This is a genomic window from Methylobacterium sp. 4-46 (assembly GCF_000019365.1).
GTDB lineage: Bacteria > Pseudomonadota > Alphaproteobacteria > Rhizobiales > Beijerinckiaceae > Methylobacterium.
Map to the genome: position 1 here is coordinate 4,179,836 of NC_010511.1, position 24,109 is coordinate 4,203,944.

The 24,109-nt window shown below is 72.4% G+C and carries 22 protein-coding genes; 15 read left to right on the top strand and 7 right to left on the bottom strand.

From position 1 onward, the window contains the following. Positions 1-9 precede the first annotated feature (9 nt). From M446_RS17970 to cysG, 5 genes are all read left to right on the top strand, one after another. Entirely contained in the window at positions 10-1,227 is a 1,218-nt protein-coding gene (locus M446_RS17970) for an NAD(P)/FAD-dependent oxidoreductase (RefSeq protein ID WP_012333525.1), read from the top strand. 11 nt (positions 1,228-1,238) lie between these two features. After that, positions 1,239-3,026, top strand: coding sequence for a NirA family protein (locus tag M446_RS17975; protein ID WP_012333526.1), 1,788 nt, complete (start codon positions 1,239-1,241; stop codon positions 3,024-3,026). A 76-nt stretch (positions 3,027-3,102) separates the two neighbouring features. Continuing rightward, positions 3,103-4,725 carry a sulfite reductase subunit alpha gene (locus tag M446_RS17980; RefSeq protein ID WP_012333527.1) on the top strand — a complete coding sequence of 541 codons (1,623 nt, stop codon included), beginning with the start codon at positions 3,103-3,105 and terminating at the stop codon, positions 4,723-4,725. A 34-nt stretch (positions 4,726-4,759) separates the two neighbouring features. Next, positions 4,760-7,492, top strand: coding sequence for a nitrate reductase (locus tag M446_RS17985; protein WP_012333528.1), 2,733 nt, complete (start codon positions 4,760-4,762; stop codon positions 7,490-7,492). A 40-nt stretch (positions 7,493-7,532) separates the two neighbouring features. After that, complete coding sequence (gene cysG, locus M446_RS17990) at positions 7,533-9,026, top strand: siroheme synthase CysG (RefSeq protein WP_012333529.1); 1,494 nt, start codon at positions 7,533-7,535, stop codon at positions 9,024-9,026. A 50-nt stretch (positions 9,027-9,076) separates the two neighbouring features. On the opposite strand, the gene M446_RS38190 is transcribed toward cysG, so the two are convergent. Both M446_RS38190 and M446_RS17995 read right to left on the bottom strand, forming a co-directional pair. Then, the gene (locus M446_RS38190; RefSeq protein ID WP_012333530.1) at positions 9,077-9,232 is read right to left on the bottom strand and encodes a hypothetical protein; all 156 of its coding nucleotides are present in this window, start codon (positions 9,230-9,232) and stop codon (positions 9,077-9,079) included. 121 nt (positions 9,233-9,353) lie between these two features. Next, positions 9,354-9,716, bottom strand: a complete 363-nt coding sequence (locus M446_RS17995) for a phage holin family protein (RefSeq protein WP_012333531.1) — start codon at positions 9,714-9,716, stop codon at positions 9,354-9,356. 209 nt (positions 9,717-9,925) lie between these two features. Here M446_RS17995 and M446_RS18000 point away from each other — a divergent pair, with 209 nt between their 5' ends. Together M446_RS18000 and M446_RS18005 are read left to right on the top strand one after the other, a co-directional pair. After that, positions 9,926-10,558 (top strand): TetR/AcrR family transcriptional regulator, encoded by a 633-nt coding sequence (locus M446_RS18000; RefSeq protein WP_150108686.1) that lies wholly within the window; start codon positions 9,926-9,928, stop codon positions 10,556-10,558. A gap of 282 nt (positions 10,559-10,840) precedes the next feature. Next, a complete protein-coding gene (locus M446_RS18005) occupies positions 10,841-12,079 on the top strand; it encodes an MFS transporter (protein ID WP_415926888.1) in 1,239 nt (412 codons plus the stop codon). Positions 12,080-12,354: 275 nt separating this feature from the next. Here M446_RS18005 and M446_RS18010 read toward each other — a convergent pair whose 3' ends face one another. Genes M446_RS18010 through M446_RS18020 form a run of 3 tightly spaced genes read right to left on the bottom strand, consistent with a single transcriptional unit; the run spans position 12,355 to position 16,228 of the window. Beyond that, on the bottom strand, positions 12,355-14,478 hold the full coding sequence (locus M446_RS18010) for a peptidase domain-containing ABC transporter (RefSeq protein WP_012333534.1): 2,124 nt from the start codon (positions 14,476-14,478) through the stop codon (positions 12,355-12,357). Then, on the bottom strand, positions 14,478-15,785 hold the full coding sequence (locus tag M446_RS18015; RefSeq protein ID WP_012333535.1) for an HlyD family secretion protein: 1,308 nt from the start codon (positions 15,783-15,785) through the stop codon (positions 14,478-14,480). The genes M446_RS18010 and M446_RS18015 overlap by 1 nt, the downstream gene beginning before the upstream one ends. After that, on the bottom strand, positions 15,782-16,228 hold the full coding sequence (locus M446_RS18020) for a hypothetical protein (RefSeq protein WP_150108687.1): 447 nt from the start codon (positions 16,226-16,228) through the stop codon (positions 15,782-15,784). The genes M446_RS18015 and M446_RS18020 overlap by 4 nt, the downstream gene beginning before the upstream one ends. On the opposite strand from M446_RS18020, the gene M446_RS18025 reads away from it, so the two are divergent. From M446_RS18025 to M446_RS18055, 8 genes are all read left to right on the top strand, one after another. Further along, complete coding sequence (locus M446_RS18025; protein ID WP_150108688.1) at positions 16,218-16,448, top strand: hypothetical protein; 231 nt, start codon at positions 16,218-16,220, stop codon at positions 16,446-16,448. The two genes, M446_RS18020 and M446_RS18025, sit on opposite strands and share 11 nt — an antisense overlap. Positions 16,449-17,350: 902 nt before the next feature. Beyond that, entirely contained in the window at positions 17,351-17,644 is a 294-nt protein-coding gene (locus M446_RS18030) for an acyl carrier protein (RefSeq protein WP_012333539.1), read from the top strand. Beyond that, positions 17,641-17,961 (top strand): beta-ketoacyl synthase N-terminal-like domain-containing protein, encoded by a 321-nt coding sequence (locus M446_RS39005; RefSeq protein WP_265576376.1) that lies wholly within the window; start codon positions 17,641-17,643, stop codon positions 17,959-17,961. Before M446_RS18030 ends, M446_RS39005 begins: the two co-directional genes overlap by 4 nt. Beyond that, a complete protein-coding gene (locus M446_RS18035; RefSeq protein WP_265576377.1) occupies positions 17,961-18,833 on the top strand; it encodes a beta-ketoacyl-[acyl-carrier-protein] synthase family protein in 873 nt (290 codons plus the stop codon). The genes M446_RS39005 and M446_RS18035 overlap by 1 nt, the downstream gene beginning before the upstream one ends. Further along, positions 18,805-19,314, top strand: coding sequence for a MaoC family dehydratase (locus M446_RS18040; RefSeq protein ID WP_012333540.1), 510 nt, complete (start codon positions 18,805-18,807; stop codon positions 19,312-19,314). The genes M446_RS18035 and M446_RS18040 overlap by 29 nt, the downstream gene beginning before the upstream one ends. A gap of 155 nt (positions 19,315-19,469) precedes the next feature. Continuing rightward, complete coding sequence (locus tag M446_RS18045) at positions 19,470-20,972, top strand: TolC family protein (RefSeq protein ID WP_012333541.1); 1,503 nt, start codon at positions 19,470-19,472, stop codon at positions 20,970-20,972. 133 nt (positions 20,973-21,105) lie between these two features. Continuing rightward, entirely contained in the window at positions 21,106-21,705 is a 600-nt protein-coding gene (locus tag M446_RS18050; RefSeq protein WP_012333542.1) for a DUF4142 domain-containing protein, read from the top strand. A gap of 447 nt (positions 21,706-22,152) precedes the next feature. Further along, a complete protein-coding gene (locus tag M446_RS18055; RefSeq protein ID WP_012333543.1) occupies positions 22,153-22,392 on the top strand; it encodes a hypothetical protein in 240 nt (79 codons plus the stop codon). A 68-nt stretch (positions 22,393-22,460) separates the two neighbouring features. On the opposite strand, the gene M446_RS18060 is transcribed toward M446_RS18055, so the two are convergent. Beyond that, the gene (locus M446_RS18060; RefSeq protein WP_012333544.1) at positions 22,461-22,697 is read right to left on the bottom strand and encodes a hypothetical protein; all 237 of its coding nucleotides are present in this window, start codon (positions 22,695-22,697) and stop codon (positions 22,461-22,463) included. Positions 22,698-22,765: 68 nt separating this feature from the next. Then, a complete protein-coding gene (serA, locus tag M446_RS18065) occupies positions 22,766-24,013 on the bottom strand; it encodes a phosphoglycerate dehydrogenase (RefSeq protein WP_012333545.1) in 1,248 nt (415 codons plus the stop codon). Between the last annotated feature and the right edge of the window lie 96 nt (positions 24,014-24,109).

Sequence of the window (24,109 nt, forward strand, 5' to 3'; positions counted from 1 at the left end):
GCCGGGACGATGCAGGAACGCCTCGTCGTGGTCGGCAACGGCATGGCCTCGCTCCGCTTCCTGGAGCGGCTGACCGAGCGCCAGGGCGGCCGCTACGCGGTGACGGTCGTCGGCGCCGAGCCGGTGGCGGCCTACAACCGCGTGCTGCTCTCCTCGCTGCTCGGCGGCGAGGTCGACGAGGCCGCCTGCACCTTCCGCGGCCTCGACTGGTACGCCGATCACGGCATCACCCTGGTCACCGGCGCGCCCGCCACCGCCATCGACCGGGAGTCCCGCACCGTCCGGGTCGGGGAGGGGCTCGTCCTCCCCTACGACCGGCTCGTCCTCGCGGTCGGCTCGGTGCCGATCCGCCTGCCGAGGCCCGGGATGGACCTCCCCGGCATCGTCACCTTCCGCGACCTCGCGGACGTGGCGGCGATCCGGCGCGCCGCCGCGCCCGGCGCCCGCGCGGTGGTGATCGGCGGCGGCCTGCTCGGGCTCGAAGCGGCGGTCGGCCTCGCCCGGCTCGGCGCCGAGACGACGCTCCTCCACGTGATGGACCGCCTGATGGAGCGCCAGCTCGACCACGCCGCCGCCGACCTCGTGAGACGGGCCATCGAGGCGCGCGGGGTGCGGGTGCGGCTCGGGGCCGACACCGCCGCGGTCGAGGGCGAGGGGCGCGTCGAGGCCCTGCGCCTCGCCGACGGCGCGACGATCCCGGCCGACCTCGTCGTCCTGTCGGTCGGGGTGCGGCCCTCCACGTCGCTCGCCGCCGCCTCGGGCCTCGCGGTCGGGCGCGGCATCCGGGTCGACGACCGGATGACCACCTCCGACCCGTCCGTCTTCGCCCTCGGCGAGTGCGCCGAGCACCGGGGCATGACCTACGGCCTCGTCGAGCCGGCCTACGAGCAGGCCGAGGTGCTGGCCCGCCACCTCTGCGGCGAGGCGGCCGCCTACGCGGGCACCGCCCTCTCCACCAGCCTGAAGGTCTCCGGCCTGCCGGTCTTCTCGGCCGGGCTCGTGGACGTGCCGGAGGGCGCCGAGGCCGTGACCTGGAGCGATCCGGCGGCGGGGCTCTACCGCAAGCTCGTCATCGCCGAGAACCGCCTCCTCGGCGCGGTCTTCGTCGGCGACGTCGCCGAGCAGGGCTGGTGCAAGGCCCTGATCCGCTCGGGCGAGCGCCTCGCCCGCGCCGACCGGGACGACCTGATCTTCGGTCGCCCGGCTCCCCAACCCCTCGCAGCGTGAAGGAGCGCGCAATGGCCGACGACTTCGACGCCGAGCAGAAGCGTTACCTCGAAGGATTCGCGAACGGGATCCAGGCCGTCCGCCTGACCGGCGGGATCGGCCTCGGCGGCGCGGCGGCCCCGCCGGCCGCCGAGCCGACCGGGCCCGACGCCATCCACATCAAGGCCCAGGACCGGGTCGTGAAGGCCGGCGGCAAGCTCGCCGACCAGGAGAAGTGGAAGCGCGCCGAGAACCCCTTCGACGGGCACAACCGCCTGATCGCCGAGGCCGAAACCGGCAAGGCGCCCAAGCCCGAGGACAATTTCCGCTGGCGCTACCACGGCCTGTTCTGGGTCGCGCCGGCCCAGAACTCCTACATGTGCCGCCTGCGCATCCCGAACGGGATCCTGCAGCACTGGCAGTTCGCCGGCATCGCCGACCTCGCGGATGCCCATGGCGGCGGCTACGCCCACGTCACCACGCGGGCGAACCTGCAGGTGCGCGAGATCGCCCCCGAGCACGGCCAGCCCTTCCTCGACGGGCTCGTGGATCTCGGCCTGACCGCCCGGGGGGCCGGCGCCGACAACATCCGCAACGTCACCGGCTCGCCGACCGCCGGCATCGACGCCCAGGAACTCCTCGACACCCGCCCCCTCGCCAGGTCCTGGCACAACTGGATCCTGAACGACCGCTCCCTGTACGGCCTGCCGCGCAAGTTCAACGTGGCGTTCGACGGCGGCGGCGTGCTGCCGGTGCTGGAGGAGACGAACGACATCGGCTTCCAGGCGGTCGAGGTGGCGGAGGGCGCCGCGGTCGCGCCGGGCCTCTGGATGCGCCTCGTGCTCGGCGGCATCACCGGCCACCGCGACATCGCCCGCGACACCGGCGTGGTGCTGCGCCCGAGCGCGTGCAACCGGGTCGCGGACGCGATCCTGCGCGTCTTCATCGAGAACGGCGACCGCACCAACCGCAACAAGGCCCGGCTGAAATACGTCCTCGACGCCTGGGGCTTCGACGCCTACCTCGCCGCCGTCGAGGACAAGCTCGGGCGCAGGCTCGACCGGGTCGATCCGGCCCATATCAGGCCCCGGGGCGGCTTCGACCGCTTCGCCCATGTCGGCGTGCATCCCCAGAAGCAGGCGGGCCTGAACTGGATCGGCGTCGTGCTGCCGGTCGGCAAGATGACGACCGACCAGATGCGCGCCCTCGCGCAGATCGCCCGGGAATGCGGCGACGGCCTGATCCGCCTCACCGTCTGGCAGAATTTCCTGATCTCGGGCGTGCCGGACGCCCGCGTGGCGGAGGTCGAGGCCCGGGTCGCGGCGCTCGGCCTGACCACCAAGGCGTCGAGCATCCGGGCCGGCCTCGTCGCCTGCACGGGCAATCGCGGCTGCAAGTTCGCGGCCTCGGACACGAAGGGCCACGCCCTGATGATCGCCGACCACGTCGAGGCCCGGGTGAGGGACCTCGACGTGCCGGTGAACCTGCACCTGACCGGCTGCCACCATTCCTGCGCCCAGCACTACATCGGCGATATCGGCCTGATCGGCGCCAAGGTGGTGGTGAGCGAGGAGGGCGACACCGTCGAGGGCTACGACATCGTGGTCGGCGGCGGCTTCGGCGAGGCGGCCAGGATCGGGACCGAGATCTGGAAGGCGGTGCGGGCCGAGGAGTGCCCGGGCCGGGTGGAGGCGCTGCTGCGCGACTACCTCGCCCACCGCACCGGCCCGCAGGAGAGTTTCCAGGCCTTCACCGCCCGGCGCGGGCCGGAGGCCCTGAAGGGCCTCGCCGAGGCCCGGATGCTGGAGGCGGCCGAATGAGCGCCGCCCTCGGAGCCGCCGGCGCGGGGCCCGCCCGCGCGACCGCGTCCGCCCCGCATTCTCCCCGGTGACCGCCATGACCCAGCACGTCACGCCCCCCCTCGTCCTGATTCCCGAGAGCGCGCCCTTCACCGCCGACCAGCGGGCGTGGCTCTCCGGCTATTTCGCGGCGCTCCTCGGCCCGGCGCTGGAGGGCGCGACCGCGCTCGCGCCCGGCGAGGTCCCGGCCGCCGGCCCGGCGCTCGCCGACAACGGCGACGCGCCCTGGCACGACCCGTCGATCCCCCTCGGCGACCGCATGGCCATGGCCACGGAGCGCTCCGCGGCGCAGAAGCTGATGGCCGCCATGGCCCAGCAGGATTGCGGCCAGTGCGGCTACACCTGCGCCGACTACGCCAACGCCATCTTCCTCAGGAAGGAGGAGCGCCTGAACCTCTGCCAGCCCGGGGGCAAGGAGACCCTCCGGATGCTGAAGAAGCTGGAGGCGGAGGTTGCCGGCGCGGCCCCGGCGGCGCCCGCCGCGGCGGCAATAGCCGCAGAGGCCGCCCCGGCGGCCGGGGCGGCGACCGGCCCCTCCGGCTATTGCCGCGAGAACCCGGCCGAGGCGGTCTTCCTCTCCCGGCGCCGCCTCAACGCGCCCGGCGGCGAGAAGGAGACCTGGCACATCGAGATCGACCTCGCCGGCACCGGCATCGATTACGCGGTCGGCGATTCCCTCGGGCTGTTCCCGGCCAACGCCCCGGCCCTGGTCGACACGGTCATCGCCGAACTCGGCGCCCGGCCCGAGCGGGTCGTCGCCACCCGCTTCGGCGAGGCGACGCTGCGCGACCACCTGCTCGGCCACTACGCGCTCGGCGCGGCGCCGGACGGGCTGTTCCAGCTCCTCTCGCTCCTCACCTCGGGCCCGGCGCGCCGCAAGGCGCAGGCCCTCGCCGCCGGGGAGGATCCGGACGGCGACCTCGCCCATCTCGACGTGCTCGCGGCCCTGCACAAGTTCCCGGGCGCGCGGCCGGACGCCGAGGTCTTCCTCGAAGCCCTCGACCCGTTGCAGCCGCGCCTCTACTCGATCTCGTCGAGCCCCAAGGCCGATCCGGGCCGCGTCTCGCTCACCGTCGACGCGGTGCGCTACAGCCACCGCTCGCGGCTGCGCCTGGGCGTCGCCTCGACCCATCTGGGCGAGCGCCTCGCCGAGGCCGCCAAGGTGAAGGTCTACCTACAGAAGGCGCACGGGTTCGGCCTGCCGGACGATCCCGGGACGCCGATCATCATGGTCGGGCCCGGCACCGGCATCGCGCCCTTCAGGGCCTTCCTGCGCGAGCGCGCCGCCGTCAAGGCGCCGGGCCGCAACTGGCTGTTCTTCGGCCACCAGCGGCAGGCCTCGGACTTCTTCTACCGGGACGAGCTCAACGGCCTGAAGGAGGCCGGCATCCTCACGCGCCTCTCCCTCGCCTGGTCGCGCGACGGCGGCGAGAAGACCTACGTCCAGGACCGCATGCGCGAGAACGGCCGCGAGGTCTGGCGCTGGCTGGAGGAGGGCGCCCACTTCTACGTCTGCGGCGATGCCAAGCGCATGGCCAAGGACGTCGAGCGCGCGCTCATCGACATCGCCGCCAAGGAGGGCGGCCGCAGCCCCGACGACGCGGTGGCCTACCTCGCCGCCCTCAAGAAGGCCGGCCGCTACCAGGCCGACGTGTACTGAGCGCAGCGCCCTCCAATCCGCGGAAGCGTCCTTGATGAACCTCCACGTCCCCGACCTCTTGCCCGACCTCTTGCCCGACCTCTTGCCCGACCTCTTGCCCGACCTCTCGCGGCTGCCGGAGCCGGTGCGCACGACCTGCCCCTATTGCGGCGTCGGCTGCGGGGTGCTCGCGCGGCCGGACGGGCAGGGGGGCGCCCGCGTCGAGGGCGATCCCGAGCACCCGGCGAATTTCGGTCGCCTCTGCTCCAAGGGCTCGGCCCTGGGGGAGACCCTCTCCCTCGACGAGCGGGTGCTCCACCCGACGGTCGCGGGCGCACGCGTGACCTGGGACCGCGCCCTCGACGAGGTGGCGGCGCGCTTCCGGCGCGCGGCCGCCGAGCACGGCCCGGATGCGATCGCCTTCTACCTCTCCGGCCAGCTCCTGACCGAGGATTACTACGTCGCCAACAAGCTCGCGAAGGGCTTCATCGGCACCCCGCACGTCGACACCAATTCGCGGCTGTGCATGTCCTCCTCGGTGGCGGCGCACCGGCGCGCCTTCGGGTCCGACACGGTGCCGGGCTGCTACGAGGATCTCGACGAGGCCGACCTCATCGTCCTCGTCGGCTCGAACGCCGCGTGGTGCCACCCGGTCCTGTTCCGCCGCATGCTCGACGCGCGGGCGCGGCGCGGGACCAGGATCGTGGCGGTCGATCCGCGCCGCACCCAGACCGGCGAGGAGGCCGACCTCTTCCTGGGCCTGAGGCCCGGCACCGACGCGGCCCTGTTCTCCGGGCTCCTGATCCACCTCGCCGAGACCGGCGGCCTCGATTCCCGCTTCATCGCCGCGCACACGGCCGGCTTCGAGGCCGCCCTGGAGCGGGCCCGCCTCATCGCCCCCGACGCGGCCGCGACCGCCGCCGCCACGGGCCTGACCGGGGCCGAGGTCGCGACCTTCTTCGACCTGTTCCGGACCACGCCCCGCGCCGTGACGGCCTTCTCGCAGGGGGTGAACCAATCCTCCCAGGGCACCGACAAGGCCAACGCGATCATCAATTGCCACCTCGCCACCGGGCGGATCGGCCGGCCCGGCACGGGGCCGTTCTCGCTCACCGGCCAGCCCAACGCCATGGGCGGGCGGGAGGTCGGCGGGCTCGCCAACATGCTGGCGGCCCACATGCACTTCGCGCCCGAGGAGGTCGACCTGGTGCGCCGCTTCTGGGGCGCGCCGCGGATCGTCACCGGCGAGGGGCTGAAGGCCGTCTCCCTGTTCGAGGCGATCGAGCGGGGCAGGATCAAGGCCCTCTGGGTGATGGGGACGAACCCGGCCGTCTCGATGCCGCGGGCCGACCGCGTCCGCGCCGCCCTGCGCGGCCTCGACACGCTGGTGATCGCCGAGGCCGTCGCGACCACGGACACGCTCGCGCTGCGCCGGGACGCGATCGTGCTGCCGGCCCTCGCCTGGGGCGAGAAGGACGGCACGGTGACCAATTCCGAGCGGCGCATCTCCCGCCAGCGCCGCTTCCTGCCGGCGCCCGGCGAGGCGCGGGCCGATTGGTGGATGCTGGCGCAGGTCGGGCAGCGCCTCGGCCACCTCCAGGCCTTCGCCTGGCCGAACGTGGCGGCGGTCTTCCGCGAGCACGCCGCCCTGTCCGGCTTCGAGAATGCGGGCAGCCGCGACTTCGACCTCTCCGGCCTCGCCGAGATCCCGGACGCCGCCTACGAGGCGGCCCGGCCGGTGCAGTGGCCGCTGCCCCGCCGGGCGAAGGGCGGGCAGGCCCGGCTGTTCGGGGATGGGCGCTTCTTCACCCGCGACCGGCGCGCCCGCTTCGTCGCCGTGCAGGCGCCCGCCCTGGCCCACCCGACGAGCGAGGCCTTCCCGTTCCGGCTCAATACCGGGCGGGTGCGCGACCACTGGCACACGCTGACCCGCACGGGGAGGAGCCCGAAGCTCTCGGCCCACCGCGCCGTGCCCTTCTGCGAGATCCACCCGCGGGACGCGGCCCGGATCGGCCTCTCGGACGGGGACCTCGCCCGCGTCACCACGGCCCACGGCAGCGCGGTGCTGGAGGTGATGCTGACGCCCGGCGCGCAGGAGGGCGTGCTCTTCGCCCCGATGCACTGGAGCGCGGCGACCTCCTCGGCGGGCCGCGTCGGCGCCCTGGTGCAGGGGGCGGTCGATCCGGTCTCGGGCCAGCCGGAGCTCAAGGCCACCCCGGCCGCGATCGCGCCGGTGCCGATGCGCTCGCGCGGCTTCCTGATCACCCGGGAGCCGGTGGCGGCGCCGGAGGGCTGGTGGTGGGCGCGCGCCACCATCGAGGGCGGCGTCGGGCTGATCGTGGCGACCGAGGACGGGCCGGACGAGGCGGCCGCCCTGATGCGGCGCCTGTTCCCGGACGCGTCCTTCAGCGCCTACGCGGATCCGGGCTGCGGCGTCTACCGGGCGGCCGCCTTCGTCGAGGGGCGCCTCGTCGGGGCGCTCGCCCTCGCGCCGGCGGCCGAGCGGCCCTCCTTCGAGGCCGCGAAGGCCTTCTTCCGCACGCAGGAACTGCTCGAACCGGCGGCGCGCCGCGCCCTGATCTCGGGACGGGCGCAGAGCGGCGGCGCCGGTCCCCTGGTCTGCGCCTGCCACAATGTCGGGCGCGACGTCATCGTCGGGGCGATCAGGGGCGGCGCCCACGCCGTCGAGGCGGTCGGCGCGGCCTGCCGGGCCGGCACCAATTGCGGCTCGTGCATCCCTGAGATCCGCAAGCTGCTGGCGGCCGAACTTGCGCCGAGCCCGGCCTGAGCGCATCGTCCCGAGCGAGAGAGTTCCGTACTTGAGGACGATGAGTTCCCCCCGAACCCCGCGCGAGACGCGCTCCCCCGGCCTCGAACCGCTCGCGGTGCTGCCGGTCTTCGTGACGCTGCAGGGCAAGCGGGCGGTCCTGGCCGGCGCCGGCGGCGGCGCCGCCTGGAAGGCGAAGCTGCTCGCCGCGGCGGGCGCCCAGGTGGACGTCTACGCCCCCGACCCGACCGAGGAGATGCGCGCCGCGCCCGCCGAGGCGGTGGCCGGCCGCATCGTGCTGCACGCCCGCGACTGGAGCCCGGCCGACCTCGCGGGGGCCGCCCTGGCGATCGCCGCCCAGGAGGACGAGGGCGCGTGCGCCTGCTTCGTCGCGGCGGCGCGGCAGGCCGGCGCGATCGTCAACGCCGTCGATCGGCCGCATCTCTGCGACGTGTCCTTCGGGGCGATCGTCAACCGCTCGCCGCTCGTGGTCGGCATCTCGACCGAGGGGGCGGCCCCGGTCTTCGGCCAGACCGTGCGGGCGCGGATCGAGGCGATGCTGCCCTCCGGCTTCAAGGCCTGGGTGGCGGCGGCGCGCGACTGGCGGGCGGCGGTGAGCGCGCGCTACCACGCCTTCGCGGAGCGGCGCGCCTTCTGGGAACGCTTCGCCGACCGCGCCTTCGCGGAGCCCGACCGGGCGCCCACCCGGGCCGATCTCGACGAGCTGACGAGAGAGGCCGATGCGGGCCCGCGCGGCGGCGCCGTCGTGCTGGTGGGGGCGGGGCCCGGGGACGCGGAGCTCCTGACGCTCAAGGCCCTGCGGGCCCTGCGCAGCGCCGACGTGATCCTGTACGACGACCTCGTGGCGCCGGAGATCCTCGACTACGCGCGGCGGGAGGCCCGCACCATGCTGGTCGGCAAGACCGGGCACGGCCCGTCCTGCCGACAGGACGACATCAACGCCCTGATGGTGAGCCTCGCGCGCTCGGGCAAGCGGGTGGTGCGGCTGAAATCCGGCGATCCGCTCGTCTTCGGCCGGGCCGGGGAGGAGATCGACGCCTGCCGGGCGGCGGGGGTGCCGGTCTCGGTGGTGCCGGGTGTGACGGCGGCGCAGGGCGCGGCGGCCTCGCTCTGCCTCTCGCTCACGCACCGCGACGCGGCGCGGCGCCTGCAATACGTGACCGGCCACGACCGCCGCGGCGCGCTGCCGGACGACCTGAACTGGGCGGCGCTCGGCGATTCCTCGGTCACGACCGTGATCTACATGCCCAAGCGCACGCTGGGCGCGCTGCTGGCCCGGGCCATCGCTGAAGGGTTGCGCCCCGACACGCCGGCGCTGGCGGTCTTCAACGCGACGCGGCCGGACCAGGCGGTGCTGCGGGGCAGCGCGACCAGCTTGGCGGAGGCGATCGCGGCGAGCGGGATCGCGGGTCCGGCGATCGTGATGGTGGGCGACGCGGTCGGTCGGGGCGCCGAGGCCCTGATCGCGGAGGCCGTGGCCGGGTTCCCGGTGGGGCCCGACGCGGGGCGGGAACCGCGCTCGCTGTCGGGGTGAGGCGCCGGCGCGGCGCCCCTCCGAAGGCCCGCCGGCCCGGCCCGAGAGGCTCAGGCGGCGAGCTTGGCGGCGATCACGTCGTTCTGGTTGCTCGCGAAGAGCGGCGCCGAGGCGGGGGTCGGGGTCAGGCGGTCGGCGGCGACGCGCACCAGCGAGGCGTTCACGGCGACGGCGGCGACGAGACCGAGCAGGGCGAAGGCGATCATCGGTGGCACTCCCGAGTGGCGTTGTGCGACGCACACAATATGGCACCGCACAAAAAGCGCTGGTATGCCATATGCCAGAAGGGAGCCATGCAACGGAAGCATGACGGCAGCCTTCGACGGGTCAGGCCCCCTCGCTGGGCCGGCCGACCGACAGCATCTTGCGGGCCCCCCAGTGCCCCAGCCCGATCGCCGCGGCGATGAACGGGGCCGCGACGATGAGGGCGCCGAGCACCTCCGACCCGGTCAGCCAGGCCAGGAGCTTCACGGCGGCCACGAGCAGCAGGAAGCTCCCGCAGCACAGGAAGATCAGCCCGCCGCCGAAGGAGGAGCCGAGCCGCATCACCGTGCGGCGGATGCCGTCGAGTTCGTGCGCCAGGAGCGCGTATTGCGCGACCGCGAGATCGCCGGCCTCCCGGACCGCGTCGAGCATCAGCCTGACGGTCGACCTCTGATCGTCCTGAGCGATCCGCCGCGTCCGCGCCATCGTCCTGCCGCCTGAAGTGAGTCGGGTCCGGGCCGACAACGGCGGCGGGCCGAGCCCGTTCCGCGGCCCCGCCCGCCTCGGGCAGCGCGCTCCCGGCATCGCCCGCGCCTCCACCGGCGGTGGCCGGTTCGGTCCTTCGGGCCGTCGCCTGGCGGCAAGCCGCCGCCGCAGGAGATCACAGGCTTGATTTGGGTTAAATCATATCCTAAATGAGCACCATGAGCACCGCAAACGCGATGCCGCACGGCCTGACGCGGGCGAGGGGGCGGCCCAGGGAATTCGACATCGATGTCGCCCTTGATCGGGCTATCTCGTATTTCCGTGAGCACGGTTATAATGGCGTCTCTATTGCCGATCTTTCGGGTGCGCTGAATTTATCCGCTGGAAGCATATATAAGGCCTTCCATAGTAAGCACGAACTATTTTGCGCGGCTCTCGACAGGTATTTAAAGCTGCGTGGCACGAGGCTATCGGAAATTGCGGGTTGCTCGGAAAGTGGTCGGGACAAGCTGCGCCGCGTTTTGGATTTCTATGCGGAATCCTCGCACACCTCGGAAGGACGTGGCGGTTGTTTGGTGATCGTCGGCACGGTCGAACTCGGCAGTACAGATCCGGTCGTGGCCGCCAAGGTGGCCGACGCTCTGAGGCGGAACGAGGAAAGGCTGACGGTGATGATACGAGCCGGCCAGAGCGATGGCTCGATCCGCAAGGACCTGGATGCGGCGACCACGGCGAGAGCTCTGCTCGCGATGGTTCAAGGCATGCGTGTCTTGGGTAAGACCGGACGCGAGCGTGAAGCGATGATGGCCCTCGTGGGAGTAGCCATGCGGCTGCTCGATTAGAGCATGGTGCGACGAAGTCGATGCCGGCTCGTCGCGGACAAGGCGGCACAATCAATGACCGAGGGCAGCGTCCGATTGCAACCTGATCGGGCGCTGCTCTCGTGCGACGCAGCCCACATCGGTGACGAAGTTCCGGAGAGGGGCGCCAATCATCCCCCCGACAGTCTAGCGGGACTCTCTGCCTAGAACGTAAACGCAACGACACGAGGTTGCCTTTCAGCGTGTCGGGAGGCGGTGCGCTCCCCCGGCATTGCGATTTTCCGAGCGCAATTAGGGAACAAAATGATCCAAAATACCGTGGGTGCAACCGCGAGGCATCCAGCATCGCTTCGCACGCAGGATCCAGGAATGTCGAAGCGGCTCATGACTCTCCTGGCCTGCGCATGCGGCCTGATCGCCGCGAATATTTATTACGCACAGCCCCTTATTGGCCCAATCAGTTCTGAATTGAATTTGCCGAAAGAAGCTGGCGGCCTCATCGTTACCTTGACGCAGATTGGCTATGGTGCCGGGCTGTTGCTCGTGGTGCCTCTTGGTGATCTTTTCGAGAATCGCCGGCTTGCCATTTCCATCCTGGTCATCGGCGCATTCGGGCTCCTCATCTCCGGAATCGCCAGCTCGGCCGCGCCCTTTCTCGCCGCTGCCCTGATGGTGGGTTTGGGCTCGGTCACGGTGCAGATTCTCGTCCCCTACGCCGCACATCTGTCGCCAGAGGCCACGCGTGGCCGCGTGGTCGGTAACGTGATGAGCGGTTTGATGATGGGCATCATGCTGGCTCGACCCTTGGCGAGTCTGATCACAAACTTTTCGTCCTGGAGGGTCGTCTTTTTCTTTTCGTGCGCAATCATGATTGGCCTTACGCTCATACTCCGCTCTGCGTTGCCTCTCCGGCCAGTCACGGCTAAGATGAGCTATGGCAAAATGCTCGCTTCGATGGCCCATCTCGTCCGGACGACGCCGGCGTTGCGACGGAGGGCACTCTATCACGCCTGCATGTTCGGTGCGTTCAGTCTCTTTTGGACGATAACACCGCTTCTGTTGATGGGGCCGGCGTTTGGCTTCAGCCAACGGGGTATCGCTCTCTTCGCCTTGGCCGGCGTCGCCGGAGCCGTCGCCGCACCGATCGCCGGCCGGATCGCGGACCGTGGATGGATCAGATCTGCAACGGCTGCTGCCATGATGATGGCGGTCGCCGTCTTCGCCATGACGCATATCGCCGTGTTGGGCTCCAACCTATCGCTCGCGCTCTTCGTGCTGGCCGGCATCATCTTGGATTTTGCAGTGTCGGCCAATCTCGTCCTCGGACAACGTGTGATTTTTGCGTTGGCGCCCGAGTTTCGTGCGCGGTTGAATGGTGTCTACATGACAACCTTCTTCTTCGGTGGCGCGTTTGGTTCCGCTCTAGGGAGCTGGGTGTTTGCCCGCTACGGGTGGAACGGAGCATCTGCTGCCGGCATCGCCTTTGGGCTGATCGCCTTGGGATATTTCGCAACCGAGAAGGCGAGCGGATCGCGCGCGTGATGGCTTCCTGCTCGACGCCTCGCCGTCGACGGCCGCGGCCTCGCCGGCGACCCCGATGATAGCGGTGGCGATCCGCTTCGCCACCTCTCCGCGCATCCGAACCGGAGCGCGATCGTCTTGTCCGGATGGGCTTCGGCCGCCGCCACGGCGCTGCGAAGCCCTCTTTGGCAAAGCTCCGGCGGCGCCGGACACCCCTCTCGCGTGTTCGGCACGAGCCGATGGCCCGACGAAGATTCGAGAACGGAACCCACGGTCATGAGACGTGACCGTTGCGATCAGGCGACCCGGGCGGAGGGGCCCTCCATCTCCACCAGCCGGCCGCCCTCGACCTTGAGCACCCGGCCGACGAAGGGCAGGAGGTGCGGGCTGTGGGTCACGAAGACCTTGGCGGCGGGCACGCGGACCAGGGCCTGGACCAGCTTCGCCTCCGAGACCGGGTCGAGATTGGCCGTGACCTCGTCGAGCAGCAGCAGGCGCGGACGGCGGCAGAGGGCGCGGGCCAGGATCAGGCGCCGCCGCTGGCCCGTCGAGAGCAGGTTGCTCTCGTCGGAGACGAAGGTGGCGTAGCCCTGCGGCAGCGCCTCGACCTCGTCGCGCAGCCCCACCACCGAGAGGGCCGCCTCCATCTGCAGCCGCGTGATGTCGGGGGAGTACATCGCGAGGTTCTCCGCCACCGTGCCGGCGAAGAGCCGGTCGTCCGCGAAGACGCAGCCGATATTCGCCCGGTACTCGTGCAGGCCGAATTGCGCCAGGGGCCGGCCATCCACCAGCACCTGCCCCTGGGCGGGCTCCGCGAGGCTGGCGAGCACCCGCAGCAGCGAGGACTTGCCGCAGCCCGAGGGGCCGAGGATCGCGACCGACTCGGCCGCGGCGACGTCGAGGGTGAGGTCGATCCCGTCGATGAGCGGCTTCTCGCCCCGCCCGTACTGGATCCGCACGCCCTCCAGCGCCACGCCGCGCCGGATCGCCCGGTCGATGCTGCTGCGCTCGCTCGCCTGCTCGGGCGCCTCGTACAGGATGTCGTCGAGGCGCTCGTAATGCACCCGCATCACCGAGATCTGCAGGAGGCTCATGATCAGGGTGTTCATGGTGGTGAAGAACGACGTCCTCAGCGAGAAGAACGCGTAGAGCACGCCCACCGACAGGGTGCTCTTCATGACGTCGGTGACGCCCATGTAGAGCGTCGCGACCGTGCCGAGCATGAAGACGAGGTGCAGGGCGAAATCGGCGTCGATCGCGTAGCGGCGCGAGCGGTAGCTGGCATTGGCGAAGCGCGAGAAGCTGTCGAGCCACTTCAGCGCGAAGAACTCGGTGGTGTTGCCGGCCTTCAGGGCGGCGATCTGCTTGAGGCCGTCGAGGAGGCGCATCTGCTCCTCGGAGCGCGCCTCCAGGGTCTCGGTCGTGGTGCGGGCGATGCGCGGATAGGTGGCGAAGCGGATCGCCACCGCCATCACCAGGGTCGCCAGCGAGGCCGCGGCCATCGACGGCGAGTAATAGTACATCATGGCGATCAGCAGCACCGACATGATGCCGTCGGCCAGGGACGACACGAACCCGCTGATCAGGAAGGTCTTGATCTGGTCGATCGAGGACAGGCGGGTGATGAGGTCGCCGGGATGCCGGGCCTCGAAGAAGCCTAGCGGCAGGCGCAGGGCGTGGCCGACGACGTTGCGGGTGAAGTGCACCTCGAACAGGGTGGCGGTGCGCAGGGTCACCACGTCGCGCAGCCAGCGCGAGGCCGCCTCGAAGCCCGAGAACAGGATCAGCCCGACGGCGACCGCGTTCAGGAGGTCGAGGTCGAATTGCGGGATCACCGTGTCGACGGCGGCCTGCAGGAAGATGGGCGTCGCCAGGGCGAACAGCGTCGTCGCGAAGGACATCACGGCGACCATCGCGACCGTGTGCTCGACGCCCCGGCAGGAGCGGAACACCGCCCAGAAGGTCGAGGCGCGGGCCGCGCGGATCGCCCGGAAATCGACCCGGCGGGAGAATTCGAGGGCGACGCCCGCGAAGTGGCGCTCCACGTCCTCCCGGGCGTAGATCCGCGGGCCGAAGGCCGGGTCGTGGATGTGGAACTGCCCGCGGGCGACCTTCTCCAGCACCACGAAGTGGTTGCCGTCCCAGTGGAGTATCGCCGGGCAGGCGAGCTTGCCGAGCTCGTCGACCTGGGCGATGCCCAGGCCCTGCGCGTCGAGGCCGATCTGGCCGGCCACCTCGACGATCTCCGCGAAGCTCATGCCGCGGCGCGAGACCGGGAACAGCGAGCGCAGGTAGGGCAGGTCGATGTCGTGCCGGTGGGCATTCGCCACCATGGCGAGGCAGGCCAGCCCGCACTCCATGGTCTCGGCCTGGAGCACGGTGCGGACCCGGCGGATCCGCTCCCCGACGCGACGGCTCATCAGCGCCCCCTCAAGGCACGGATCGGATCGGTGGCCCAGTCGATCAGGCGCCGCCGCTCGACGACGATGTCGACCGACAGGGTCGCGCCGATCTTCAGCGGCACCTTCTCGCCGTAGGCGTCGACATCCGCCCGGTCGGGGCGGATCTCGATCCGGTAGGCGGATTGCATCGGCACCGGCCGCGGATCGAGCCCGGCCTCGGGCGGCAGCCCCTCGGTGACCGGCGCCCGCACGGCCGCCTCCGAGATGTACGTGATGGTGCCGTGATGGATGCCGAAGGTCTTGTACGGGAAGGCGTCGTATTTCAGGATCACCCGCTGCCCGACCTTGGCGAGGCCGACCGCGCGGGAGGGCGCCTCGACCACGATCAGGGGCGCGGCGGCCGGGTCGCCGATCGCGGCGACGAGCTGCCCGGACCTGACCGAATCGCCGACCTTCGCCCCGAGGGCGAGCACCGTCCCGGCGCTGGGAGCCTGGATCTCCAGGGCCGATTCGGTCCGCAGGGCGGCGATCCGGCTGTCGATGCTCTCGATCTGGCTGCGGGCGGCGGCCTTCTGGCTCTGCTTGGTGGCCACCAGGGTCTCGTAGGCGCGGCGGCGCTCCGTGTCCTGGCGCTGGTATTCGAGGCGCCGGAGCTCGATCTCGGCGAGCTGCCGCTCGTAATCGTAGGTCGTCCGCTCGCGCGCCTCGAGGACGTCGCGGGTGGCGTAGCCCTCCTTCACGTAGGCGGAGACCCGGCGCACGATGGCGCGGCTCTTGTCGGCGGCGGCGGCGACCTGGCGGGACTGGGCGTCGAGGCCGGCGTAGAAGCGGGACTGATCCGATTCGATCGCCTTCTGCTGGCGCGTCGCCTGGGCGATGAAGGCCTCCGCGGCCGCCGCCTCGGCCTCCTGGGTCCGGCGCGTCTGGAGCAGGTTGCGGATCTCGGCCTCCGCCACCGATTCCCCGCCCGCGGTCGCGGCGCCGAGGCGCAGGGCGTAGACCGGGCTGCCGGCCGCGACCCGGTCGCCCTGCGTCACGGCGAGGCGGCTGACCACGCCGGCGCGCGGCGCGTCGAGGCGCACGAAGCCGCCGGTCGCCGCGACCACGCCGCGCACGCTCTCGGTCTGGGCGAAGCGCCCGAACCAGAGGCCGCCGAGGGTGGCGCAGACCGTGGCGCCGACGAGGAGCGTGGCGAACAGCGTGGTCCGGTTCTGCCGCAGGTCGATCGTCTCGGCGAGCAGCGGCGCGGCGGGCCGCGGGGGCGGGGCGGCCTCGGCCGGCTCCTCCTCCTCCGGCGCCGCGGCGGGCAGGGGGGCGGCACTCACGCGGCTCTCTCCTGCGCCGCCTCGGGCGCGGCCAGGAACTCGCCGAGCCGCTGCCACATGAACCACTGCTCGGGCGCCGCCAGCACCGATGCCTCGATGTGGCGGCGCACGAGGTCGGTGACGCGGGCCTTGGCCTCCGGCCCGGACTCGGCCACCTCGAAGGGCCGGCCCGGCGCCACCACGTCCCCGTCGAGGCGGGAGCGCACCGCCAGCGGCACCACCGTCGCCTCGGTCAGCCGGGCGAGCGCGTCGAGCCCCATGGCGAGGCGCGCCGGCCGGCCGAACAGCGTCGTGTCGACCGGGCCGCCGTAGCTCGCCGGCAGGTCCACGAAGGACACGATCACCGCCCCGGCCCGGGCGAAGCGCACGGCGTCGATGTAGTCCTGCTTGTCGCGCACGTTGAGGAAGCGCATGTCGGTGCCGATCTCCGAGATGCGGCGCATCACCCGGGTCTCGTTCTCGCGATCCTCGCGCGCGCAGGATCAGCATGCGCCGCCCCGGGAAGACGTCGTGCACGAGGCGCGCGAAGGGCAGGGCGAAGCTGCCCATGTGCAGCGGCGCCAGGATGACCGGCCGGGCGCCCGCCGCCACGCGCTCGAGCATCCCGCGCTCCAGGATGGTGACGTGGGCGGCGTCGGCCACCAGGGCCTCGCGCGACCGTGAGAGGATTGCGAGCCATTCGAGGCTGGTCATGCGGTCGGCGAAGACCGCCTCCCGGTCGAGGCGGCGCGCCTCGCGGGCCGGAACCCGCAGGGTGCGGGCCAGCGCCTCCGCGATCCCGAGCGTCCCGGCCCGGCCCCGCAGCACGGCGAGGCGCCAGCTCGCCCGCACCGCGCGGCGCCGCGCGCGCAGCGGCAGGCGGGCCGCGAACAGCTCGGTGCGGGTGGGCGTCATCGCGATGGGGGCCTGTCCTGCGGTCCGTCTCGGAAGGGCGCGGACCCGCGCCGGCGGGGCCGGAGGCGGGATCTGCCGGCCGCCGCGACGGGCAGGGCCGGCCGTCGGCTGCGCTCAGATCACGAGCACTTGCTGTTGCCGCAATCCTTCTTGCAGTCGTTCTTCGGCGGGGGGCACGGGGCGGGGGTGTCGCAGCCGCCGGAAATCGTCTTCAGGGCGGCGAGGTCGAGCGTCTTCACGGTGATGTCTCCGGTCGGAATCGGACGAGGTACCCCGCCCTGAGGCGGGGTGGGGCGCGCTCAGATCACGAGCACTTGCTGTTGCCGCAATCCTTCTTGCAGTCGTTCGCCGGCGGGGGGCACGGGGCCGGGGCGCAGGTGCCGCCGGAGATCGCCTTCAGGGCCGCGAGGTCGAGCTTCGTCATGATGATCTCTCCTGTCAGGGGAGACGGGGCGCCGCCCCGCCGCACGGTCTCTGTCGACCGCCGCCCGTTTCCACCACGTCACCTGACAGCATTCAAGCGCGGAAAACTACCGACTCCGCTCGTCGGAGCCGTCATTTCCTGTCCGTCGTTTACCATTGGGCGCGAAACCCGTTACTTTCGCGTTAATGAACTTGCCCAAGGCGCCGCCTCATTGAGAATGCCGGTCACGACATCTGAGAGACCGGCCATGCAGACCATTCCTTCCGCTTCGGCATACTCCACCGGAGATATCGAGCGCATCCTGCTCGAGATCGTCCGCAAGCAGGCCCGCAACGAGGGGGCCGATTGGTCCCTGACCACCACGATGGAGGAGGCGCAGATCGATTCCTTCGATCTCGTCGAACTCGTCTTCGAGGTGGAGGACCGCTTCGGCGTCGAGGTCAGCTTCAACGCCAACGAGCGGCCGATCGGCGAGATGACCTTCGGGGACGTGATCGCGCTGATCCGCGGCGCGCTGGCCTCGAAGGAGAAGGCGGCGTGACCCGGGTCGTCGTGTCGGGGCTCGGGGTGGCCGCGCCCGGCGGCCTCGACCCCGAGAGCTTCTGGGCGAGCCTGGTCTCGCCCGGGAGCTGCTTCACGCCGGCGCGCGAATATCCCGAGGGCGACATCCCGGTCGGACAGATCGACGCCGCGATCGACTTCGCGGACCTCCCGGTCCCCAACCCGGGCGCCTGCGACCGGGCCGCCCTCCTGGCGGTGGCGGCGACCCGCTCGGCCCTCGCGGATGCCGGCCTCGGCGAGGGCGCGGTCGATCGCGGGCGGGTGGCGGTCGTCCTCGGCAACGGCGGCGGGGGCTGATGAGCCTCGACGAGCAGTACCGGCGCGTCTTCGTGGACGGCAAGCGCCCGCACCCGTTCTCGGTGGTGCGCGCCATGACGAGCTCCTCGGCGAGCTGGGTCTCCCTGGCCTTCGGCCTCAGGGGGCCGTGCTTCGTCACCGCGAGCGCCTGCGCCTCGGCCAGCCACGCCCTCGGCATGGGGCTCCTGCTGCTGCGCGCCGGCCTCGCGGACGTGGTGGTGGCGGGCGGCACCGAGGCGCCGCTCTCCTACGGCACCCTGCGGGCCTGGGAGGCGATGAAGATCCTGAGCCGCACCGGCTGCCGCCCCTTCGCCCGCGACCGGGACGGCCTGGTCCTGGCGGAGAGCGCCGGGATCCTGGTGCTGGAGCGCGAGGCCCACGCGCGCGCGCGGGGCGCGCGGCCGCGGGCCGTCCTCGCGGGCTTCGCGGCGAATGCCGATGCGGGCGACATCGTCGCGCCGAGCGCCGCCGGCATGGCGCAGGCGATGCGGGAGGCCCTGGCGGATGCGGGGCTCGCGCCCGCGGACGTCGCCTACGTCAACGCCCACGGCACCGGCACCCGCAGCAACGACCGCACCGAGATCGAGGCGATGCGGGCGGTGTTCGGCCGCGACCGCATCCCGCCGACCTCCTCCACGAAGGGCGCGACCGGCCACGCGCTAGGGGCGGCGGGCGCGATCGAGGCGGTGGCGACGGTGCTGGCGATGGGGCGCGGCGTGGCGCCGCCGACCAAGACCCTGACCGAGCCGGACCCGGACCTCGCCTTCGACGCGATCCCGCGCGCGGCCCGCCCGATGCCGATCCCGGCGGCGCTCTCGAACTCCTTCGCCTTCGGGGGACTCAATGCCAGCCTCGTCTTCCGCGCCGCGTGAGCCGCCCGCCGGGCCGGGGGACGCCGCCTCGCTCGTCGACGCCCTGCGGGCGCGCATCGGCACGATCGTCGCGGTCTCCCCCTGGACCGCCATCGACCAGGGCCGCATCGACGCCTTCGCGGCGGCCACCGACGATCACCAGTTCATCCACGTCGACCCCGTCCGGGCCGCCGCGGAGGGCCCGTTCGGCGGGACGGTGGCGCACGGCTACCTCACCCTGGCGCTCGCCGGCGCCCTCGCCGCCAAGGCCCTGCCCCCGCACCCGGCCGTGCGCGCGGTGGTCAATATGGGGGCGGATCAGGTGCGGCTCCTCGCGCCGGTCCCGGCCGGGAGCCTGCTGCGGGGCAGCTACGAACTCGCGCGGGTCGCCGCGCTGCCGGACGGCCGCGCGGCCCTGCGCCTGCGCGCCACCCTGGAGGCGCAGGGCCGCGCGCGTCCGGTGCTCACCGCCGAGTTGTCGCTCCTGCTCGTCCTCGCCTGAGCCCGCCGCGGGGCCGCGTCCTCTGCCCGGCCCGCCCCGGAATCTGGGGTTTAAGACGGTCTTAAGCATGATTTGCGCAAGGTCTTGGGCGCCGACCCTCGGTCATCCCGTTCCGGGGATTGTCCGCGCGTCGGCCCTCTGCTGCGGAAGGCCGGATGTCGCGACGCCCCATCCCGTTCGAGCGATGCGCCGTCCTCGCCCTCGCCGCGGCGCTCGCCGGCGGGTCGGCGGGACCGGGCGCGGCCCAGAGCCTCGACGCCGCCGGGGCAGCGGCCCTCGACCAGAGCCCGGCCCTGAAGGCGGACCGCGCGCGCCAGGAGGGGGCCGAGGCGCGCCGGCGCGGCGCCCTCGACGCCTTCATGCCGAGCATCAGCTTCTCGGCCGACAGGCCCCTCGACAGCAAGTACAGCTACTCGCCCAACGCGGCGCCGACGCAGATCGGCATCGATTCGACGCCCCGCAGCGCGCCGACGCAGCTCGGCCTCAAGCTCGACCTGCCGCTCTTCGACGGGTTCAAGCGCTGGCACACGCTCGAATCGACGACGGGCCTGGCGGAGGCCGGGCGCTTCGTCAGCCAGGGCAAGCGCCAGCAGGTGCTGCTCGACACCGGCGTCGCCTACCTCGCGGTGCTGCGCGACGCGCGGAGCCTCGCCTACCGGGACGCGCAGGTCGCCGCCGTCGCCCGCATCCGCCAGCAGGCCGAGCGGCAGTTCGAGGTCCGCGACGCGACCCAGACCGATGTGGCGCTCGCGCGCTCGCGCGAGGACGCGGCGCAGGCGCAGCGCGACCGGGCCCGGGCAGACCTCGCCGCCTCGCGGCTCGAATTCCGCCGCCTCACCGGCATGGAGCCCGAGCGGATGGCGCAGCCGCGCCTGCCCGCGAACCTTCCGGCGAGCGCCGACGCCTATGCGGCGCTGGTGCAGCGGGCCAATCCCAACCTCGCGGCCTCCCGCCTCGATGCCGGCGCGGCCCGCGCCCAGGCCAGGGCCGCGCGGGCCGAGCTGCTGCCCCAGGTCAACCTGCAATTCTCCCGCTCGGCAGTGCTCAACTACAGCCAGGCGCTCGACCAGATCAACGACACCACGACGCGCCTCGTCGCCAAGCTGCCGCTCTACGAGCCCGGCGCCTATCCGCGCATCGAGGAGGCCTCGGCCCTCGCGCTGCAGCGCGCCTACGAATCCCAGGACCTTGAGCTGACGACGCTCACGGCGGCCCGCACCCTGCACGCCCGGCGCCGGGCGATCGGCGAGCAGGCCGAGCGGCTCCTGGAGCGGGTCCGGCGCCTGCGCGAGACGGTGCGGAGCTTCTCGGTCGAGCGCCGGGCGGGGTTCCGCACCGTCCTGGACGAGCTCAACCTGCGGGCGGAGCTCGCCGACGCCGAAGTCGCCGCGGCGGCGGTGGTCACGGAGCGCGACGCGCTGACGCTGCAGCTCGCCGCGGCCGCGGGGCTGCTGGGCCTGAACGGGCCGGGCCTCCGCCGCCTCGACACCCTGCCGCCGCCGCTGCCGCCCGGCCCCGTCGCCCTGCCCCCCGCCCTCGCCGGGGGCGAGCCCGAGGGCCCGCCTTTCCTGCGCGGCAGCCTCGACGCGGCGGGCCTCGGGGAGGGGCCGGGGCGCGTCTCGGTCGCCGCCGCGGGGGCCGGCCCGCGCCCGTGGTGAGCGGCCGTCGCGCGCTCCGGTCGCACCCGACCTGGACGGCGACGCTGAAACCGGGGCCCCGGACGCGCGGTTGGGCCGGGCGCGAGTGCCGGTCCCGGCGCTCAGGCGCGCCCGCAACCGTTCGAGAGGCCCCATGGACCGTCGTCTCGCGCTCACGACCCTCGCCACCCTCGTCGCCGTCCCGTCGCTGATCGGCACGGCCCTCGCGCAGAACGCGCCCAGTTCCGCGTCCCAGGCCACCGGGAATGCGGGCGCCCGCATCGGCGAGGCGGAGGCCAAGCACATCGCCGACACGCTCGCCGCCGGCTCCCTCGCCCTCGCGGCGAGCCGCCTCGCCCTCACCAAGGCGAAGGACGACGACGTCAAGGAATTCGCCCGCTTCGAGGTCGCCGAGCAGGAGACGATCGCCGACGTCCTCAAGGCGATGCGCGACCAGGGCACGCCGGCGAGCGGCCAGGTGAAGGCCCCGGCGGAACCCGAGGTGACAGGCCAGATCGACGCCGGCGGCAAGGCGAAGCTGGAGAAGCTGGAACAGGCCAAGGCCGGCGAGGCCTTCGACCTCGAGTACATCCGCGGCCAGATCGAGGGCCACCAGGCCCTGCTCAGGATCCAGGAAGCCTACCTCGCCGGCGGCAAGGACCGCGAGAACCTCGCGGTGGCCAAGCTCGCCCGGACCCAGATCCGCGAGCACCTCACCCTGCTCGCCGACATCGAGAAGGATCTCAAGGACTGATCCGACATCCGACGGATTGCGTCGCCGTCTCCCATTTCGGCAATGCGGATGGCGGCTTCGCTCACGCGCCGCGCGGGCTTGGCATACCCAATCCGCTCGATCCCTTCGGGATGGCGGATTGGGGCTTCGCTCAGGCGCCGCGCGGGCTTGGCAGACGCTGTCCGGACGTGATCGTCCGGACAGCGCATGACGCGGGCCCCGGGCGGCCGCCGGGCGTGGCCGCCCGGCTCACCCGCCAAGCTTCGTGTCGGCCAAGCTTCGTGTCGGCCAAGCTTCGTGTCGGCCAAGCTTCGGCCCGGGCCGGGACTGGTTCGCGTGCACCGGCCGAATCGGGCAATCCGATCGCGCACTGTCGATCCCGTGCCGGACCGCACGGCGGCTCGGGCTCCGGGGCGCGATGGTCTCCCCATCGAAGCGGCGCCGCGCCGGAACGAGCGGGAGAGAAGGATGAGCGTCTTCACGGCAACCCTCGCCACGGAGCTCGCGGGCGAGGCGCGGGACCGGGAACTCGGCGACGAGAGCCTGGACGAGGTCAGCGGCGGCGCCCCGTTCCCGATCCGGCCCACGGCGCCGCTGCCCCCCGTCGTGGCGACGCACGACGGCAAGGGCTGGCATTTCAGCGGCGGCCTCTCCTGGCCGAGCGCGCCCGCGCCGCAGGTCCCGGCTCGCCCCGTCCCGGGCTGGTGACGGCTGCCGGGGGCTGGCGAGACGCGATCGCCGGACCATCCCGGTCCCCCGAGAAGCCGCCCCGGGCCTCAGCGCGACGGCTTGGCCGACTTCTCGGGCGAGGGCTGGCTGTCCAGGCGCTCGCCGCCGACGCATTCGCGCAGGTAGGTGTCGCGCTCGCCGCCGCCGAGCTTCAGCGCGTCGGCGCGCGAGGCGCATTCCCGCTGCCACTGCTCCGGCGAGGAGGAGGTCGGGGTCGCGCCTTCCGCGGCCGCCGCGCCGGCGGCGAGGGTCAGGCTGAGGGCGAGAAGGGCGCGGATCGGCATGGTCGGGCCTCCGGGACGGGCGAGCGATCAAGCCGCCGCCCTCCCGCCGGTTCCGGCCGCCGCGCGCCTCAGCGGCGCTCGTAGAGGAGCCGCGCCCGGATCGTGCCCTCGAGCTGCCGGATCTCCTCCAGCAGCGCCTCGGCGTCGCCCTCCACCGCGTCGGTCTCGATCACCACGTACCCGACCTCGCCGTCGGTCTGGTAGAATTGCGCCGCGATGTTGATGCCCTGGCGCGCGAAGACGTCGTTCAGGCGCCGCAGCATGCCCGGGATGTTGCGCTGGACGTGGATGTAGCGCGTGCCGAGCGGCCTCGCGGCGAGCTGAACCTGCGGAAAATTCACCGCGCCGAACGTCGAGCCGATATCCGAGTAGTCGACGAGCTTGCGCGCCACCTCGGCGCCGATCCGCTCCTGCGCCTCCTCGGTCGAGCCGCCGACATGCGGCGTCAGGATCACGTTCTCAAGGCCCTGGAGCGGCGAGACGAAGCGCTCCTGGTTCGATTTCGGCTCGACCGGGAAGACGTCGACCGCCGCGCCGCGCAGGTGGCCGTCGCGCAGCGCGCCCGCGAGCGCGTCGAGGTCGACCACGGTGCCGCGGCTGTTGTTGATCAGGTAGGCGCCGGGCTTCATCGCCCGGATCTGCGCCTCGCCGATCATGGTGTGGGTGGCGGGCGTCTCGGGCACGTGCAGCGAGACGACGTCGCTCTGGCCGAGCAGGTCGTCGAGGGTCTCGACCGGCTCGGTGTTGCCGTGGCGCAGGCGGTCGGTGAGGTCGTAGAAGATCACCCGCATGCCCATCGCCTCGGCGAGGTTCGAGAGCTGCGAGCCGATATTGCCGTAGCCGACGATGCCGAGCGTCTTGCCGCGCACCTCGAAGGAATTCGCCGCCGACTTGTCCCAGCCGCCCGCATGGGCCGAGACCGAGCGCGGCACGATGCGGCGCAGCAGCATCACGATCTCGCCGATGACGAGTTCGGCCACCGAGCGGGTGTTCGAGAACGGCGCGTTGAAGACCGGGATGCCGCGCCGGCGCGCCGCCTGCAGGTCGACCTGGTTGGTGCCGACCGAGAAGCAGCCCACCGCGATCAGCCGGTCGGCGGCCTCGAAGGCGCCCTCGTCGAGCTGCGTGCGCGAGCGGATGCCGAGGAGATGCGTGCCCCTGAGCGCCTCGCGCAGGTCCGCCGGGTCGAGCGCCTTCGCGAGGCGGGTGACGTTGGTGTAGCCGGCGGCGTTCAGCAGCGACACGGCGCTGTCGTTGATGCCTTCGAGGAGAAGGACGCGGATCTTGTCCTTCGGCAAGGAGAGTTTGTCGGCCATCGGGGTCGTCTCGTCGGGCGCGCGGGCGCAGGGCCGGACCGATAGGAGAGGCGAGGGCGCGGCGCAACCGGACCCCGCGCGATGCAGGGCTGGGCT